The sequence below is a fragment of the Streptomyces sp. NPDC007863 genome, assembly GCF_040633895.1.
Lineage (GTDB): Bacteria > Actinomycetota > Actinomycetes > Streptomycetales > Streptomycetaceae > Streptomyces.
On record NZ_JBEYEI010000005.1, the window covers coordinates 58,273 to 72,998 of the forward strand.

The following is a 14,726-nucleotide window of genomic DNA, read 5'->3' on the forward strand; positions in this document are numbered from 1 at the left end:
AGAATTTCCTGTGCCCGAATGAACCCGCCCCCGCGCAGCCCCGTCCTAAGGAGCGCCCCGAACAGGGCCGAAAACGACCACGGAAGCACGGGAAGCGCAGGAAGCGATGTCTGTCACGGTAGATGGGGACAAAACATCATCGGTTCCGGTTCGGGTCCGCCGAATTCTCCGCGGCCCACGACCGGAACGGGTCCCCTCCCTCATCGGCACGGCCTGCACCCTCGTCGGACTCCTCGACATCGCCGCCGGAGTCTTCCCCCGCTTCCGCGCCAGCCGCGTCCACGCCCTCGCCGAAGTCCTCCCCGGCACCCTCGGCCCCCTCTCCGCCGCCGTCTCGCTCTCCGCCGGCGTCCTCCTGCTCCTCCTCGCCCACGGCCTCAAACGCCACAAACGCCGCGCCTGGCGCGCCGTCGTCCTCCTCCTGCCGCTCGGCGCCGTCGCCCAGTTCGTCTGGCGCCACTCCGTCCTCGGCTCCCTGCTCTCCCTCGCCCTGCTCGCCCTGCTGCTGCGCCACCGCGACCAGTTCGCCGCCCTCCCCGACCCCCGCAGCCGCTGGCGGGCCCTCGCCAACTTCGTCGTCCTGGGCGCAGGTTCCCTCGCCCTCGGCCTCGTCGTCGTCAGCGCCCACCCCCGCCGCGTCGTCGGCGACCCCAGCCTCACCGACCGCCTCGAACACGTCCTCCTCGGACTCGTCGGCGTCGAAGGCCCCGTCGCCTACACCCACGGCGTCGACTGGACCGTCGGCTACTCCCTCGGCGCCCTCGGCATGCTCACCGCCCTCACCACGCTCTACCTCGCCCTCCGCCCCGAACACCCCGCCGCCCGCCTCACCGCCGACGACGAGACCCGGCTCCGCGCCCTCCTCGACCGCCACGGCGACCGCGACTCCCTCGGCCACTTCGCCCTCCGCCACGACAAGGGCGTCGTCTTCTCCCCCAGCGGCAAGGCCGCCGTCTGCTACCGCGTCGTCTCCGGCGTCATGCTCGCCAGCGGCGACCCCATCGGCGACGTCGAAGCCTGGCCCGGCGCCATCGAACGCTTCATGGACGAGGCCCGCGCCCACTCCTGGACCCCCGCCGTCATGGGCTGCTCCGAGACCGGCGGCCAGGTCTGGACCCGCGAGACCGGACTCGACGCCCTCGAACTCGGCGACGAGGCCGTCATCGACGTCGACGCCTTCTCCCTCTCCGGCCGCGCCATGCGCAACGTCCGCCAGATGGTCAAGCGGATCGAACGCGGCGGCTACACCACCCGCGTACGCCGGGTCCGCGACCTCTCCGACGACGAACTCGACCGCATCCGGAAAGCCGCCGCCGCCTGGCGCGGCACCGACACCGAGCGCGGCTTCTCCATGGCCCTCGGCCGCATCGGCGCCCCCGGCGACGGCGACGCCGTCATAGCGACCGCCCACCTCGCCGACCCCGACCGGCCCGACGGCCCCTACGGCGACCTCAAAGCCATGATCCACTTCGTGCCCTGGGGCCCCGACGGCATGTCCCTCGAACTCATGCGCCGCGACCGCTCCGCCGACCCCGGCATGAACGAACTCCTCATCGTCGCCGCCCTCCAGGCCGCCCCCGGCCTCGCCATCCGCCGCGTCTCCCTCAACTTCGCCATGTTCCGCTCCGCCCTCGCCCGCGGCGAACGCATCGGCGCCGGACCCGTCCTCCGCCTCTGGCGCGGCCTCCTCCTCTTCCTCTCGCGCTGGTTCCAGATCGAGTCCCTCTACAAGTTCAACGCCAAGTTCCAGCCCCGCTGGGAACCCCGCTTCGTCGTCTACCGCGCCGGCCGCGACCTCCCCCGCATCGGCCTCGCCGCCATGCAGGCCGAAGGCTTCCTCACCCTCGCCCTGCCCCGCCCCTTCACCCGCCGCCGCCCCGCCAGGACCCCCCGCCCCTGCGCCCACGTCGTCCCCCAGCGCACCGCCCGCGAAGAGGTCGGCGCCGCCTGAGACCGCCCCCGCCCCCGCCGGGCCCTACGCTGGTCGTATGAGTACGACGATCGACCGGGGCGCTCCCCTCGGCCTCCCCGAGTGGGACCGCTGCGCGGTCATGGGCGTGGTCAACGTGACCCCGGACTCCTTCTCCGACGGCGGCCGCTGGTTCGACACCACCACCGCCGTCAAGCACGGCCTCGACCTCGTCGCCCAGGGCGCCGACCTCGTCGACGTCGGCGGCGAGTCCACCCGCCCCGGCGCCACCCGCGTCGACGAGGAGGAGGAGCTCCGCCGGGTCGTCCCCGTCGTCCGCGGCCTCGCCGCCGAAGGCGTCACCGTCTCCGTCGACACCATGCGGGCCTCCGTCGCCGCCGCCGCCGTCCAGGCCGGCGCCGTCCTCGTCAACGACGTCAGCGGCGGCCTCGCCGACCCCGGCATGGTCCCCGCCGTCGCCGCCGCCGAGGTCCCCTTCGTCGTCATGCACTGGCGCGGCTTCAGCGAGAACATGAACAGCCTCGCCGTCTACGACGACGTCGTCACCGAGGTCGTCACCGAACTCCGCACCCGGATGGAGGCCGTCGTCGACGGCGGCGTCGCCCCCGAGCGGATCGTCCTCGACCCCGGCCTCGGCTTCGCCAAGCTCGCCCCCCACGACCTCGCCCTCGTCGCCCACCTCCCCGAACTGCGCGCCCTCGGCCGCCCCCTCCTCGTCGCCGCCTCCCGCAAACGCTTCCTCGGCCACGTCCTCACCCGCGGCCCCGGCGCCACCCCGCCGCCCGCCCGCGAACGCGACGCCGCCACCGCCGCCGTCTCCGCCCTCGCCGCCCACGAGGGCGCCTGGGCCGTCCGCGTCCACGAGGTCCGCGCCACCGCCGACGCCGTCCGCGTGGCCCGCGCCGTCGAAGGAGCCCGGTGACCACCGGACGCGAAGCCGACCTCGCCGCCGTCGAGGCCGTCAACACCGCCTTCTACGCCGCGATGGAGGAAGGCGACTTCGACCGCCTCGAAGACCTCTGGCTCGACGACGGCGCCACCGGGATCTCCTGCGTCCACCCCGGCTGGCCCGTCCTCACCGGCCACGGCGAGGTCCTCCGCTCGTACGCGCTGATCATGGCGCACACCGACTACATCCAGTTCTTCCTCACCGACGTACGGGTCTCCCTCGCCGGCGACACCGCCCTCGTCACCTGCACCGAGAACATCCTCAGCGGCGGCCCCGCCGAGGACGGCGCCGAGCTCGGCCCCCTCGTCGGCCAGCTCGTCGTCGCCACCAACGCCTACCGCAGGACCCCCGAAGGGTGGCGGATCTGGTCCCACCACGCCTCCCCCGTCATCGCCGAAGCCGACGCCGGCACGCCCCCCGCGGCCCCCGACGACGACACCGGACCCTCCATCTGACGGCCCCGACAGCAAGCGCTGTCGGTGCCCGCAGGTAGATTCGATGGAGGACACCCGGCCGTCCGCACCCGGCTGCGTGCCCGCCACCTACGACAGCAGGAGTGATTCGCGTGGATCGTGTCGCGCTGCGCGGCCTCAAGGCCCGAGGTCACCACGGCGTCTTCCCCAAGGAGCGCGAGGAGGGGCAGACCTTCATCGTGGACCTGGTCCTCGGCCTGGACACCCGCCCGGCGGCCGCCGACGACGACCTCACCAAGACCGTCCACTACGGCGTCGTCGCCGAGGAGGTCGTCGACGTCGTCCAGGGCGAGCCCGTGGACCTGATCGAAACCCTCGCCGAGCGCATCGCCCAGCAGTGCCTCAGCCACGCGGGCGTGCAGGAGGTCGAGGTGGTCGTCCACAAGCCGGACGCCCCCATCACCGTCCCCTTCGACGACGTCACCATCACGATCACCCGGAGCCGACGATGAAACCGAGCCAGAGCGACCCCACCGTCCAGCCCGTGCCGGCCTCCGTCGTCGCGACCGTCGACGCCGCCGACACCACCCTCTCCAACCCCCGATGGGCCGTCGTCGCCCTCGGCGCCAACCTCGGCAACCGCCTGGAGAACCTCCAGGGAGCCGTCGACGCCCTCGCCGACACCCCCGGCCTCCGCGTCAAGGCCGTCTCCCCGGTCTACGAGACCGCGCCCTGGGGCGTCGAGCCCGGCAGCCAGCCCTCGTACCTCAACGCCGTCGCCGTCGTACGGACCACCCTGCCGCCCTCCTCCCTCCTGGAGCGCGCCCAGGCCGTCGAGGAGGCCTTCCACCGCGTCCGCGACGAGCGGTGGGGCGCCCGCACCCTCGACGTCGACATCGTCACCTACGCGGACGTGGTCTCCGACGACCCCGTCCTCACCCTCCCGCACCCCCGGGCCCACCAGCGCGCCTTCGTGCTGGCCCCCTGGCACGACGTGGACCCCGAGGCCCAGCTCCCCGGCCACGGCCCCGTGGCCGCCCTCCTGGCCGCCCTCGGCCGCGAAGGCCTGACACCCCGCCCCGACCTGGAACTCCGTCTCCCCGAGTAATCGTTACGCTACGTGGCAGACCACCCGCGACCACGTGAAGGACACCCGGTGAAACAACTGCGGCTCAAGGTGCTCGCCGGACTCTTCCTGGTCGCCGGCATCCTCTCCTGGGGTGGCGCCCGCCTCTGGGACTCGGTCGGCACGCTCCCCAGCGTGCCGCTCGCCGCGCCCATCGTCCTGGCCGTGATCGCGGTGGTCCTCACCGCCACCGCCCTCTCGATCCGGGTCCGCCTCAAGGCCCAGCGCGAGCGCCGCCCCGGCGCCAAGGGCGTCGAACCCCTGATGGCCGCCCGCGCGGTCGTCTTCGGCCAGGCCAGCGCCCTGGTCGCCGCCCTCGTCGCCGGCCTCTACGGCGGCGTGGGCGTCTTCCTCCTCGGCTCCCTCGACGTCCCCGCCCGCCGCGACCAGGCCCTCTACGCCGCCGCCGCGGTCGTCGCCGCCTTCGGCGTCATCGCCGCCGCCCTCTTCCTGGAACGCGTCTGCAAGCTCCCGGAGGACGACGAAGGCCCGGGCGGAGCCCGGGCCTGAGAGCGTCGCCGGCGCGCGTCAGCGCGCCATGACGAGGCTCATCGCCTCGGCACGGGTCGCGGGGTCGCGCAGCTGGCCGCGGACCGCCGAGGTGATGGTCTTGGCGCCCGGCTTACGGATGCCGCGCATCGACATGCACATGTGCTCGCACTCGACGACCACGATGACGCCGCGCGGCTCCAGGATCTCCATCAGAGAATCCGCCACCTGAGTGGTGAGACGTTCCTGCACCTGGGGCCGGCGGGCGTAGACGTCCACCAGCCGGGCCAGCTTCGACAGGCCCGTGATCTTGCCCGTGGTGGACGGGATGTACCCCACGTGGGCCAGCCCGCGGAACGGGACGAGGTGATGCTCACAGGTCGAGTACACCTCGATGTCCTTGACCAGCACCATCTCGTCGTGGCCCAGGTCGAACGTGGTCGTCAGGACGTCCTCGGGCTGCTGCCACAGCCCGGCGAATATCTCCTTGTACGCCCGCGCCACGCGCGCAGGCGTCTCCCTGAGGCCCTCGCGGTCCGGGTCCTCGCCGACCGCGATGAGGAGCTCTCGTACGGCGTTCTCGGCGCGCTTCTCGTCGAACTCGCCGATCGTGCCTTCGCCGTCCAGCGTCACCGGGTCGGTCATCTGTGCCTCGTTCCGTCTGGTCTGACATGGCGCGCAAAAAGCCGCGCCCCCACAGGCTAGAACCTGTGGGGGCGCGGCTTCCATTCCGGGGGGCCGGGGCTCAGGGCTCCGGGGTGTCCTCGGGGGCGATGTCGATGCCCTTGGTGGTGTCCACCGAGGCCGTGCCGTTCGCGCTGTTCGTCAGGGCCAGCTCCTTGGGGGAGAGGACCGGCGGGCGCGTGGACGGGGTGCGGCGGGCCGAACCGGTCCAGGCCGGGCGGGCCGGGCGCTTGACGATCGGGGCGAAGATCTCGGCGATCTCCTCCTTGCCCAGGGTCTCCTTCTCCAGGAGGGCCAGGACCAGGTTGTCGAGGACGTCGCGGTTCTCGACCAGGATCTCCCACGCCTCGTTGTGCGCGGTCTCGATGAGCTTCTTGACCTCTTCGTCGACCAGCGCGGCGACCTCTTCCGAGTAGTCGCGCTGGTGGGACATCTCGCGGCCGAGGAAGGGCTCGGTGTTGTCGCCGCCGAACTTGATGGCGCCGAGCCGCTCGGTCATGCCGTACTGCGTGACCATCGCGCGGGCGGTGGCCGTGGCCTTCTCGATGTCGTTCGCGGCGCCCGTGGTCGGGTCGTGGAAGACGAGCTCCTCCGCGGCGCGGCCGCCCAGCATGTAGGCGAGCTGGTCGAGCATCTCGTTGCGCGTGGTGGAGTACTTGTCCTCGTCCGGGAGGACCATCGTGTAGCCCAGGGCGCGGCCGCGGGACAGGATGGTGATCTTGTGGACGGGGTCGGCGTTCGGGGAGGCCGCCGCGACCAGGGCGTGGCCGCCCTCGTGGTACGCGGTGATCTTCTTCTCCTTGTCCGACATGATCCGGGTCCGCTTCTGCGGGCCCGCGACCACACGGTCGATCGCCTCGTCCAGAGCCTTGTTGTCGATCAGCTTCTGGTCGCTGCGGGCGGTGAGGAGCGCGGCCTCGTTGAGGACGTTGGACAGGTCCGCGCCGGTGAAGCCGGGGGTGCGGCGGGCGACGGCGCCGAGGTCGACGTCCGGCGCGACCGGCTTGCCCTTCTGGTGGACCTTGAGGATCTCCAGGCGGCCCTGCATGTCGGGGCGGTCGACGGCGATCTGCCGGTCGAAGCGGCCCGGGCGCAGGAGGGCGGGGTCGAGGATGTCGGGGCGGTTGGTGGCGGCGATCAGGATGACGCCGCCCTTGACGTCGAAGCCGTCCATCTCGACGAGCAGCTGGTTGAGGGTCTGCTCGCGCTCGTCGTGTCCGCCGCCGAGGCCGGCGCCGCGGTGGCGGCCGACCGCGTCGATCTCGTCGACGAAGACGATGGCCGGGGCGTTCGCCTTGGCCTGCTCGAAGAGGTCGCGGACGCGGCTGGCGCCGACGCCGACGAACATCTCGACGAAGTCGGAGCCGGAGATCGAGTAGAAGGGCACCCCGGCCTCGCCGGCGACGGCGCGCGCGAGGAGCGTCTTGCCGGTTCCGGGCGGGCCGTAGAGCAGGACGCCCTTGGGGATCTTGGCGCCGACGGCCTGGAACTTGGCGGGCTCCTGGAGGAATTCCTTGATCTCGTGGAGTTCCTCGACGGCCTCGTCCGAGCCGGCGACGTCCGCGAAGGTCGTCTTGGGCGTGTCCTTGGTGATGAGCTTCGCCTTGGACTTGCCGAACTGCATGACGCGGGAGCCGCCGCCCTGCATCTGGTTCATCAGGAAGAGGAAGACGACCACGATGAGGACGAAGGGGAGGAGCGAGAGCAGGATCGAGACGAAGGGCGACTGCTTCGTCGGGGAGACGGTGTAGCCCTTCTCGATCTGTCCGGCCTCGAACTTCTCCTGCAGCTTGTCGGCGAGGTCAGCGCCCTGGGTGCCGATGTAGCTGGCCTGGACCTTGCTGCTGCCGTCGATCTTCGTGTCGCCGGTGAGCTCGATCTTGACGATCTGCTCGTCACCGGTGGTGATCTTTGCCTGCTTGACCTGGTTCTTGTCGATCGCCTGGACGACCTTGCCGGTGTCCACCGTCTTGTAGCCCTCGGACGAGCCGACGACCTGCATCAGCACGACCACGGCGAGGACGGCCAGCACGATCCACATGACCGGCCCACGGAAGTATCGCTTCACGTCCATCCATACGGAGCGAGAATCGCCCCGTCCCTCCTGCCCGTAGGTAAATGCCGCTGTATGAGAAAAGCTGTGCGAAAAGCACGGTGTGAGAAAAGCTGTTCTTCGGACGGTACCTCAGCATCGTCGCCCGCGACCGCCTTCCCGTGGTTCAACGGGGGGAAGGCGGTGCGGGTTCCCCGCCGCGCGGGGGTCGCTCAGCCGCCGTAGACGTGCGGGGCGAGCGTGCCGACGAACGGAAGGTTCCGGTACTTCTCGGCGTAGTCGAGGCCGTAGCCGACGACGAACTCGTTGGGGATGTCGAAGCCGATCCACTTGACGTCGATGGCGACCTTGGCGGCGTCCGGCTTGCGCAGCAGGGTGCAGACCTCCAGGGAGGCCGGCTCGCGCGAGCCGAGGTTCGACAGGAGCCAGGACAGCGTCAGGCCGGAGTCGATGATGTCCTCGACGATCAGGACGTGCTTGCCCTTGATGTCGGTGTCGAGGTCCTTGAGGATGCGGACGACGCCCGAGGACTGGGTGCCCGCGCCGTAGGAGGAGACGGCCATCCAGTCCATGGTGACGGGGGTGGACAGGGCGCGTGCCAGGTCCGCCATCACCATCACGGCGCCCTTGAGGACTCCGACGATGAGCAGGTCCTTGCCCGCGTATTCCGCGTCGATCTTGGCCGCCAGCTCGGCCAGCTTGGCGTCGATCTCTTCCTTGGTGATGAGCACCGACTGGAGGTCGGTGCCCATGTCCTTCTCGTTCACCCGGGTCACTTTCGTTGCAGCGTGCGTCAGCCTTGCCGGATGACCAGTCTGCCACCCTGGCGGCGGGCTTCGACGCGACCGGGCAGGTTGATGGCGCCCTGACCGCGCCAGCCGGTGATGAGCCGGTCGAGTTCTTCGATGTGGCGGGCGAAGAGGGAGCCGGCCGGGGCGCCCTCGGCGATGACGGCGCGGCGCAGCACGCGGCGGCGTACGGCGGGGGGCAGTCCGAAGAGCTTGGCGCATTCGAGGGCGCCCGCCTCGTCGCGTACGGCGTTCTCGGCGTCGGCGGCCCAGGTGTCGAGGGCGTCGGCGTCGTCGCGGGAGAGCTGGGCCGTCCGGGCGAGGGCTTCGACGACGCCCTTGCCGAGGGCCTTCTCCAGGGCGGGGAGGCCTTCGTGGCGCAGCCGGGAGCGGGTGTAGGCCGGGTCGCTGTTGTGGGGGTCGTCCCAGACGGCGAGTTCCTGGGCGATGCAGGCCTTGCGGACGGTCTGGCGGTCGAGCTGGAGGAAGGGGCGGCGGTAGCGGCCCTGTGTTCCGGAGACGGCGGCCATGCCGGAGAGGGAGCGGATGCCGGAGCCGCGGGCGAGGCCGAGGAGGACGGTCTCGGCCTGGTCGTCGCGGGTGTGGCCGAGGAGGATCGCGGTGGCGCCGTGGCGCTCGGCGGCGGCGTCGAGGGCGGCGTAGCGGGCGTCGCGGGCGGCGGCCTCGGGGCCGCCTTCGCGTCCGACCGTGACGGCGACGGCTTCGACGGGGCCGAGGCCGAGGGCGGTCATGCGGTCGGCGACCTCGTCGGCGCGGCCGGAGGAGCCGTCCTGGAGGCCGTGGTCGACGGTGATGCCGCCGGCGCGGACGGGGAGTTTGCGGGCCTCGAAGGCGAGGGCGGAGGCGAGCGCCATGGAGTCGGCTCCGCCGGAGCAGGCGACGAGCACGAGGGGGTGCGTGTCGCGGGGGGCGGCGGGGTCGGCGGGGTGCTCGGTGAGGACGTCGTGGAGTACGCGGCGGACCGCCAGGCGTATCGCCGCGACCGCAGGATGGGGACCCATGGTTCGGTGCCCTTCGTGGATGGGGTGGGGTGCCTCGGTCGGAGTCTTAACGGTCGGAATGGGGTGTTCGGTCACTCAGAGTGCGTCGATGGTGACAGAAACGTGGCCCTTACCCGAGCATTGCACGCCTCACCCCACGCTCAGGGTCCCTCGGATGGGTGATTGGTGGCGCGTTCCGTCGCGTTTCGGTGCCGTCCGCCGCTTCCGCCCCAGGAGTCTGCCTTACGGTGCTTCGCCGCCTCAGGATTCCGCCCTGCGGTGGACCCGGGCGATCCAGTCGGCGGGGGCGGCGATCTCGCTCTTGGTGGGGAGGGTGTTGGGGGAGGTCCAGACGCGGTTGAAGCCGTCCATGCCGACCTGCTCGACGACGGCGCGGACGAAGCGCTCGCCGTCGCGGTACTGGCGGAGCTTGGCGTCGAGGCCGAGGAGCTTGCGCAGCGCGAGGTCGAGGCGGGAGGCGCCGCGGGCGCGGCGGGCCTGGAACTTCTCGCGGATCTCGGCGACGGAGGGGACCACCTGGGGTCCGACGCCGTCCATGACGTAGTCGGCGTGGCCTTCGAGGAGGGACATGACGGCGGTGAGGCGGCCGAGGATCTCGCGCTGCTCGGGGGTCTGGACGAGTTCGACGAGGGAGGGGGAGGGGTCGCCCTCCTCGGCCTCGGGGCGGCCGCCGGCGAGGCTCTGGGCGGCTTCGCGGAGGCGTTCGACGAAGGTGCCGGGGTCGACCTCGGTGGCGGCGAGGAATGACTGGATCTCGCCCTGGAGGTGGTCGCGGAGCCAGGGGACGGCGGTGAACTGGGTGCGGTGGGTCTCCTCGTGGAGGCAGACCCAGAGGCGGAAGTCGTGGGGGGAGACGCCGAGTTCGCGTTCGACGTGGACGATGTTGGGGGCGACGAGGAGGAGCCGGCCGCCGCCTTCGGGGGCTCCGGGGAGGTCGCGGGTGACGGGGGCGAAGGTCTCGTACTGGCCGAGGATGCGGGAGGCCAGGAAGGAGAGCAGCATGCCGAGCTCGACGCCGGTGACCTTGCCGCCGACGGCGCCGAGGACGGTGCTTCCGGGGCTGGTGGTGCGGCGCTCCTGCATCTTGCCGAGGAGCGGGGTGAGGAGTTCGCGGAAGCCGGCGACGTTGGCCTTGATCCAGCCGGCGCGGTCGACGACGAGGACGGGCGTGTCGTGGGCCTCGGTGCCCTCGGGGAGCATCCGGGTGTAGGCGCGGACGTGCTCCTCGGCGGCCTTGGCGTGGCGGCGGAGCTCGGCGACGACGGCGCGGGCCTCGTCACGTCCGACGTCGGGGCCGGGGCGGACCAGCCTGGTCGCGGTCGCCACCGCGAGGTTCCAGTCGACCATTCCGGACGTGCCTGCACCACCGATGCTCGTCATGGGTCAACGGTACGGGTTCGGGCCCGGTTCGGGTCCGGTCCGGAGGGTGGCGCCGGGGGTCGGTTCCGGTCGGTCTCGGGGGTCACTTCTGGCCGGTGAGGGCGGCGGAGAGGCGGTCGAGGGCGGGCTGGGCCAGGTCCGGGGAGGGGGTGCGGCCGGCGAGGAACGCGAAGGCGAGGAGGCGGCCTTCGGCGGTGACCACGGTGCCGGCGAGGGTGTTGACCCCGGTGAGGGTGCCGGTCTTGGCGCGGACGAGGCCGGCGCCGGCGGGGGCCTGGCCGTAGCGGCCGGCGAGGGTGCCGGTGAAGCCGCCGACGGGGAGGCCGGTGAGGAGCGGGCGCAGTTCGGAGTCCGACGCGGCGCGGGAGAGGAGGGTGGTGAGGAAGAGCGCGGAGACGCGGTCGCGGCGGTCGAGGCCGCTGCCGTCGGCGAAGCGGGCGCCGGTGACGGGGAGCGCGCGGTGGGCGAGTTCGGCGCGGACGGCCTTCTCGGCGCCGGCGAAGGAGGCGGGCTGCTTGCGGGCGAGGGCGGTCTGCCGGGCGAGGGCCTCGGCGAGGTCGTTGTCGCTGTGGGTGAGGGTGCGCTCGACGAGGTCGGCGAGGGGGGCGGAGTCCGTACGGGCGAGGGGGGCGCCCTTCGGGGTGCGGCCGGGGGCGGGGGCGCCGGTGACCTTGACGCCGGCGTCGGCGAGGTGGGCGGCGAAGGCGGTGGCGGTGTCGCGGGCGGGGTCGCCGGAGCGGGGGGCGGGTCCGGTGGTGCTGTCGTCGAGGCGGCCGCCGCGGGTCATGAGGGCGGTGACGGGGGCGAGGTTCTCGTTGGGGCCGATCGGGTGGAGGACGGGTCCCCGGTAGAGGCCGGTGTCGTAGGCGAGGCGCACGGAGGTGTGGCCGCGCTCCCTGAGGGCGCGGGCGGTGTCGCCGGCGAGGGCCTTCAGGCGGGTCTCGTCGAGGGTGGGGTCGCCGCCGCCGGTGAGGGTGACGGCCTTGCCGTCGGGGGTGGCGGTGACGGTGGTGGCGATCCGGTGGTCGGTGCCGAGGGCGGAGAGGGCCGCGGCGGCGGTGGCGAGCTTGACGGTGGAGGCGGGCGTCATGGGGGTGACGGCGCCCTCTCCGTACAGCTGTCTGCCGGTGGCGGCGTCGACGACGGAGGCGGTGCGGGCGGTGCCGAGGCCCGGGTCGGCCAGGAGGGGGACGAGGGTGCGGGCGAGGTCGGCGGGGAGGGTGCCGTCGTCCGGTCCCGAGATCCGGGCGAGGACGTCGGGGGCGCTGGGCGCGGGGGCCGGTTCGGGGCGCTGGGGGGCGGCGGGGGCGGCGGCCGGGGCGGGGGTCTGCCCGGGGGTCTGCCCGGGGTGACGCTCGCCACCCGCCGCGGGGGCGGCGGCGCGGGCCCGCTCGGCCGTACGCTGGCCTCCGTCCCAGGGGCCTGCCGCGGTCGCCGCCGCGGCGGCGAGAGCCAGACCGAGCACGGCGGAGCCCGCCGTGAGCTGCCACACCCTCGGCTCCGGCATTGCTGACCAGCCCCTTTCGCGATCACGTACCTGCGTGAGAGACACTTAATCACCGCGCGCCGTCGCGAGCATTCACTTGTGTTGATTCAGGAGGAGCCACCCGTGGAGTTCGACGTTCTCATCGAGATCCCCAAGGGATCGCGGAACAAGTACGAGGTCGACCACGAGACCGGTCGTATCCGTCTGGACCGTCGCCTCTTCACGTCGACGGCGTACCCGACCGACTACGGCTACGTGGAGAACACCCTCGGCGAGGACGGCGACCCGCTCGACGCGCTGGTCATCCTCGACGAGCCCACCTTCCCGGGCTGCGTCATCAAGTGCCGCGCCATCGGCATGTTCCGCATGACGGACGAGGCCGGCGGCGACGACAAGCTGCTGTGCGTGCCGGCGACGGACCCGCGCATGGAGCACCTGCGCGACATCCACCACGTGCCGGAGTTCGACCGCCTGGAGATCCAGCACTTCTTCGAGGTCTACAAGGACCTGGAGCCGGGCAAGTCGGTCGAGGGCGCCGACTGGGTCGGCCGTGAGGCCGCCGAGGCCGAGATCGAGAAGTCGATCCAGCGCGCCAAGGAGCAGGGCGCTCACTGACGCCCCGGTCCGATGGACCGCATGAAGGCGGTGCACCCCCCGGGGTGTACCGCCTTTCGCGCATCCGCCTTTCGCACGTCCGTCTGACGCCCATACTGGAATCCACGATTCCCTGGGTGTGAGCGGAGAGAGAGTGGTGGCGGAGCCGGCGGGCCCCGAGGAGGCTCCGGAGGACCGGAAGCCCCTGTCGGACGAGGCGACCTCGGAGTTCGCCCTGCCCGAGGGGATGGTTCCGGAGCCGCCACCGGAGCCGGAGGGCTCGGCGTTCGTGGTGCCGGAGGGGCTGGCCGCCGAGCCGGCGTCCCCCGAGCCGGAGGGCTCCGCCTTCGCGACGCCGTCGACGTACTCCGCCAAGGACTCCCCGCCGGCCTTCACCCCGGCGTACGGGGTCCCCCTGGCGCGGCTGCCGCACAACGCCCCGTGGCAGGACCGGATGCGGACGATGCTGCGGCTGCCGGTGGGTGACCGGCCGGTGCCGGAGGCGCCCGCGTCGAAGGACGAGACGGGCCCCTCGGTGCCGCGCGTGCTCGACCTGACGCTCCGCATCGGCGAGCTGCTGCTCGCGGGCGGGGAGGGCGCGGAGGACGTCGAGGCGGCGATGTTCGCGATCTGCCGCTCGTACGGCCTGGACCGCTGCGAGCCGACGGTGACGTTCACGCTGCTGTCGATCACCTACCAGCCGTCGCTGGTGGACGACCCGGTGACGGCGAACCGGACGGTACGCCGCCGGGGTACCGACTACACCCGTCTGGAGGCCGTCTACCAGCTGCTCGCGGACATCAACGCGCCGGCGCACGAGGTGTCGCCGGAGGAGGCCTACCGGCGCCTGGCGGAGATCCGGCGCAACCGGCACCCGTACCCGGGGTGGGTGCTGACGGCCGCGGCGGGCGTCCTCGCGGGGGCGGCCTCGACGCTGCTCGGCGGCGGTCCGTGGGTCTTCTTCGTGGCCGCGCTCGGCGCGGTGCTCGGCGACCGGCTCGCGTGGCTGTGCGCGGGGCGCGGGCTGCCGGAGTTCTACCAGTTCCTGGTGGCGGCGATGCCGCCGGCCGCGATGGGGGTGCTGCTGACGCTGCTCCACGCGGATCTGCGGCCGTCGGCGGTGATCACCGGTGGCCTGTTCGCGCTGATCCCGGGGCGGGCGCTGGTGGCGGCGGTGCAGGACGGCCTGACCGGTTTCTACATCACGGCCTCGGCGCGGCTCCTGGAGGTCGCCTACTTCTTCGTGGCGATCGTGGTGGGCGTGCTGTCGGTGCTGTACGTGGCCGTGCAGTTCGACGCCCAGCTCAATCCGGAGGGGGCGCTGAGCCCGGCCGAGCGGCCGGTGACGCAGATCGTGTCGTCGATGGTGCTGTGCGCGACCTTCGCCATCCTGTTGCAGCAGTCGCGGGGGACGGTGCTCTTCGCGACGCTGAACGGCGGGGTGGCCTGGGTGGTGTACGCGTCGATCGCGGTGACCGCGGAGGGGTCGACGGTGATGGCGACGGCGTTCGCGGCCGGCCTGGTGGGTCTCTTCGGGCAGCTGATGGCCCGCTACCACCACACGTCCTCGCTGCCGTACGTGACGGCGGCGATCGGGCCGCTGCTGCCGGGTTCGGCGACGTACTTCGGGGTCCTCGCGATCGCCCAGAACAACCTGGACCAGGGCTTCGCCTCGCTGGCGAAGGCGGCGGCCCTGGCCCTGGCGATCGCGATCGGGGTGAACCTGGGAGGCGAGCTGGCCCGCCTCTTCATGCGGGCTCCGGGCGCCGGATCCGCCCGCAGCGCGGCGAAGCGGACCCGGGGCTTCTAGCC

General features: G+C 72.5%; 14 protein-coding genes. 8 read left to right on the forward strand and 6 right to left on the reverse strand.

Annotated features, from left to right (window positions below):
• Positions 1–106 precede the first annotated feature (106 nt).
• The 6 genes from ABZ621_RS09460 (at position 107) to ABZ621_RS09485 (ending at position 4,928) form a co-directional block, all read left to right on the forward strand.
• Positions 107–1,951 carry a phosphatidylglycerol lysyltransferase domain-containing protein gene (locus ABZ621_RS09460; RefSeq protein WP_360602393.1) on the forward strand — a complete coding sequence of 615 codons (1,845 nt, stop codon included), beginning with the start codon at positions 107–109 and terminating at the stop codon, positions 1,949–1,951.
• A 37-nt stretch (positions 1,952–1,988) separates the two neighbouring features.
• Positions 1,989–2,852 (forward strand): dihydropteroate synthase, encoded by an 864-nt coding sequence (folP, locus tag ABZ621_RS09465; protein ID WP_360602395.1) that lies wholly within the window; start codon positions 1,989–1,991, stop codon positions 2,850–2,852.
• Positions 2,849–3,334: a nuclear transport factor 2 family protein gene (locus ABZ621_RS09470; protein WP_360602397.1), complete on the forward strand. Its 486-nt coding sequence runs from the start codon at positions 2,849–2,851 to the stop codon at positions 3,332–3,334. The genes folP and ABZ621_RS09470 overlap by 4 nt, the downstream gene beginning before the upstream one ends.
• Before the next feature lie 110 nt (positions 3,335–3,444).
• The gene (gene folB, locus ABZ621_RS09475) at positions 3,445–3,804 is read left to right on the forward strand and encodes a dihydroneopterin aldolase (protein ID WP_015034453.1); all 360 of its coding nucleotides are present in this window, start codon (positions 3,445–3,447) and stop codon (positions 3,802–3,804) included.
• Positions 3,801–4,400, forward strand: coding sequence for a 2-amino-4-hydroxy-6-hydroxymethyldihydropteridine diphosphokinase (gene folK / locus ABZ621_RS09480; protein ID WP_360602399.1), 600 nt, complete (start codon positions 3,801–3,803; stop codon positions 4,398–4,400). The genes folB and folK overlap by 4 nt, the downstream gene beginning before the upstream one ends.
• Before the next feature lie 48 nt (positions 4,401–4,448).
• Positions 4,449–4,928, forward strand: a complete 480-nt coding sequence (locus tag ABZ621_RS09485) for a DUF3180 domain-containing protein (RefSeq protein WP_360602401.1) — start codon at positions 4,449–4,451, stop codon at positions 4,926–4,928.
• An 18-nt stretch (positions 4,929–4,946) separates the two neighbouring features.
• On the opposite strand, the gene folE is transcribed toward ABZ621_RS09485, so the two are convergent.
• The 6 genes from folE to dacB all read right to left on the reverse strand — a co-directional run bounded on the left by folE (position 4,947) and on the right by dacB (position 12,341).
• Positions 4,947–5,552: a GTP cyclohydrolase I FolE gene (gene folE, locus ABZ621_RS09490; RefSeq protein WP_360602403.1), complete on the reverse strand. Its 606-nt coding sequence runs from the start codon at positions 5,550–5,552 to the stop codon at positions 4,947–4,949.
• 100 nt (positions 5,553–5,652) lie between these two features.
• The gene (gene ftsH, locus ABZ621_RS09495; RefSeq protein ID WP_360602405.1) at positions 5,653–7,665 is read right to left on the reverse strand and encodes an ATP-dependent zinc metalloprotease FtsH; all 2,013 of its coding nucleotides are present in this window, start codon (positions 7,663–7,665) and stop codon (positions 5,653–5,655) included.
• A 191-nt stretch (positions 7,666–7,856) separates the two neighbouring features.
• Positions 7,857–8,396, reverse strand: coding sequence for a hypoxanthine phosphoribosyltransferase (gene hpt / locus ABZ621_RS09500; RefSeq protein ID WP_067161225.1), 540 nt, complete (start codon positions 8,394–8,396; stop codon positions 7,857–7,859).
• Positions 8,397–8,437: 41 nt separating this feature from the next.
• On the reverse strand, positions 8,438–9,454 hold the full coding sequence (gene tilS / locus ABZ621_RS09505; protein WP_360602407.1) for a tRNA lysidine(34) synthetase TilS: 1,017 nt from the start codon (positions 9,452–9,454) through the stop codon (positions 8,438–8,440).
• Between the two features lie 240 nt (positions 9,455–9,694).
• Positions 9,695–10,834 carry a zinc-dependent metalloprotease gene (locus tag ABZ621_RS09510; RefSeq protein WP_360602409.1) on the reverse strand — a complete coding sequence of 380 codons (1,140 nt, stop codon included), beginning with the start codon at positions 10,832–10,834 and terminating at the stop codon, positions 9,695–9,697.
• 82 nt (positions 10,835–10,916) lie between these two features.
• Complete coding sequence (gene dacB, locus ABZ621_RS09515; protein WP_360602411.1) at positions 10,917–12,341, reverse strand: D-alanyl-D-alanine carboxypeptidase/D-alanyl-D-alanine-endopeptidase; 1,425 nt, start codon at positions 12,339–12,341, stop codon at positions 10,917–10,919.
• 102 nt (positions 12,342–12,443) lie between these two features.
• On the opposite strand from dacB, the gene ABZ621_RS09520 reads away from it, so the two are divergent.
• Together ABZ621_RS09520 and ABZ621_RS09525 are read left to right on the forward strand one after the other, a co-directional pair.
• On the forward strand, positions 12,444–12,935 hold the full coding sequence (locus ABZ621_RS09520) for an inorganic diphosphatase (protein WP_360602413.1): 492 nt from the start codon (positions 12,444–12,446) through the stop codon (positions 12,933–12,935).
• Positions 12,936–13,068: 133 nt separating this feature from the next.
• Complete coding sequence (locus ABZ621_RS09525) at positions 13,069–14,724, forward strand: threonine/serine exporter family protein (protein ID WP_360602996.1); 1,656 nt, start codon at positions 13,069–13,071, stop codon at positions 14,722–14,724.
• Positions 14,725–14,726 lie beyond the last annotated feature (2 nt).

Excerpts from the sequence above, each read along its gene's own strand:
- tilS (WP_360602407.1), bottom strand. The coding sequence starts at position 9,454 with ATGGGTCCCCATCCTGCGGTCGCGGCGATACGCCTGGCGGTCCGCCGC.
- folP (WP_360602395.1), top strand. The coding sequence starts at position 1,989 with ATGAGTACGACGATCGACCGGGGCGCTCCCCTCGGCCTCCCCGAGTGG.
- ABZ621_RS09460 (WP_360602393.1), top strand. The coding sequence starts at position 107 with ATGTCTGTCACGGTAGATGGGGACAAAACATCATCGGTTCCGGTTCGG.
- hpt (WP_067161225.1), bottom strand. The coding sequence starts at position 8,396 with ATGGGCACCGACCTCCAGTCGGTGCTCATCACCAAGGAAGAGATCGAC.
- folK (WP_360602399.1), top strand. The coding sequence starts at position 3,801 with ATGAAACCGAGCCAGAGCGACCCCACCGTCCAGCCCGTGCCGGCCTCC.
- dacB (WP_360602411.1), bottom strand. The coding sequence starts at position 12,341 with ATGCCGGAGCCGAGGGTGTGGCAGCTCACGGCGGGCTCCGCCGTGCTC.
- folE (WP_360602403.1), bottom strand. The coding sequence starts at position 5,552 with ATGACCGACCCGGTGACGCTGGACGGCGAAGGCACGATCGGCGAGTTC.
- ABZ621_RS09510 (WP_360602409.1), bottom strand. The coding sequence starts at position 10,834 with ATGACGAGCATCGGTGGTGCAGGCACGTCCGGAATGGTCGACTGGAAC.
- ftsH (WP_360602405.1), bottom strand. The coding sequence starts at position 7,665 with ATGGACGTGAAGCGATACTTCCGTGGGCCGGTCATGTGGATCGTGCTG.